Origin of the sequence: Rhizobium sp. TBD182, from assembly GCF_001950375.1 — a bacterium.
GTDB lineage: Bacteria > Pseudomonadota > Alphaproteobacteria > Rhizobiales > Rhizobiaceae > Agrobacterium > Agrobacterium tumefaciens.
Genome location: NZ_BDLN01000012.1, coordinates 90,894 through 92,485 on the forward strand (window position 1 = coordinate 90,894; position 1,592 = coordinate 92,485).

Here is a 1,592-nt window from a genome sequence, read left to right on the forward strand (position 1 = left end):
TCGAGGTCGGTATCGCCGCCGTATGGCTGGCGATCAACGCCGCCTCGCTCGACAGCTGGTTTGCCGAACTCGTCAAACGCATCATGTTCATCGGCCTGTTCGCCTTCATCCTCGACAGGGGCCTGGAGTTCGCCAAGGCCGTGGTCGACAGCCTCTATCAGATCGGTGCGGGCGGCGGTTCGGCCTCGCCTGCCAATATCTTCGACGCTGGTATTCGCGTTGCGACTAAAATGTCGGAACAGGCGAAGTTCGGGCTCTGGGAGGATAACGCACTGGCCATCGCTGCCGTCTTCGCCATGGTCGTGGTTGTCGTGTCCTTCTCGCTGGTCGCGGCGATCTTCGTCGCCGTGATGGTCGAGATGTATGTCGGTCTGCTTGCCGGCATGATCATGCTCGGGCTTGGCGGCTCGTCCTACACCAAGGACTTTGCCGTCAAATATCTGGTCTATGCTTTCTCAGTCGGCATGAAGTTGATGGCGCTGGTGATGATCGCCAGGATCGGCTCCGATATCCTGCTCGGTTTGGCCGAAGCGCCGACGGCGACATCTGAACAGTTCATCACCACCTTGGCGATCGCCGGCATCTCGGTCGTGGTCTTCGTCATCGCCATGTATGTACCGCCGATACTGCAGGGTTTGGTCCAGGGTGCATCAGTCGGCGGCGGTATGGAGGCCATTCGTCACGGTGGGCAAGCTGCCTCTGCCGCACTCGGCGCCGGGTTCCTCACGATCGGCGCGGCCAACCGGGGCTTTGCGGCAGCAAGTGCAGCGAGGGCAGGGGGAGCGTCACTGGCAGGTGCCGCCATGCGCGGGCTGGAAGCCGGCGTTGGCGGAGCGGCCGGCGCAGTTGGCTCGGCTGCCAAGGACAAGGCCATCGGCTCACCGGGCGCCTATGCCGGTTCGATGCTCGGCCTCGCCAACGCCAAGCTCGACCAGCAATCCGGCCGGCCCGGTACACCGCCACCACCACCGCCGATCAATGACAAGAAATAAGAGGCTGACAGCGCATGGCTGGAACCACTCCACCAGATAACCCCTATATCGCTGCGCGCAACGAATGGAACGAACGTTACGGCTCATACGTGAAAGCGGCCGCCGCCTGGCGCATTGTCGGCATCACCGGTATGACAATGGCGGTGATCGGTTTCGGCTATGCCCTCTATCAGAGCACGCAGGTGAAGCTCATCCCCTACATCGTTGAGGTCGACAAACTCGGGACGGCCGTCAATGCCGGCTTTCCGCAACAGATCGAATACGCCGATCCGCGCGTGGTGCGTGCCACGCTCGGCAGTTTCGTCTCAAACTTCCGCTCCGTCACGCCCGACGCCGTCGTCCAGAAACAATATATCGACCGGACCTACGGGCTGCTGCGGACATCCGATCCGGCGACCGAAAAGGTCAATGCCTGGTTCCGCTCGAACTCGCCGTTCGAGAAGGCGAAGACCGCAACGGTCGCGATCGAGGTCAACAACATCGTCGCGCTATCGAACCAGAGTTATCAGGTCGACTGGACCGAATTCGAGCGCGATCGGCGAGGCAAGGAAACGGCGACACGCCGCTTCCGCGGCATTGCCACTGTGACGCTGACGCCAC

The 1,592-nt window shown here is 61.9% G+C and carries 2 protein-coding genes; both read left to right on the top strand.

Translation table 11 applies throughout. The features are described 5' to 3' along the window. Window positions 1-992: P-type conjugative transfer protein TrbL (trbL, locus tag T18_RS24355; protein WP_323455270.1), on the top strand; the 992-nt coding region annotated here is incomplete at its 5' end. A gap of 14 nt (window positions 993-1,006) precedes the next feature. Beyond that, window positions 1,007-1,592, top strand: a 586-nt coding sequence (trbF, locus tag T18_RS24360) for a conjugal transfer protein TrbF (RefSeq protein ID WP_323455271.1), incomplete at its 3' end; no start/stop codon positions are given.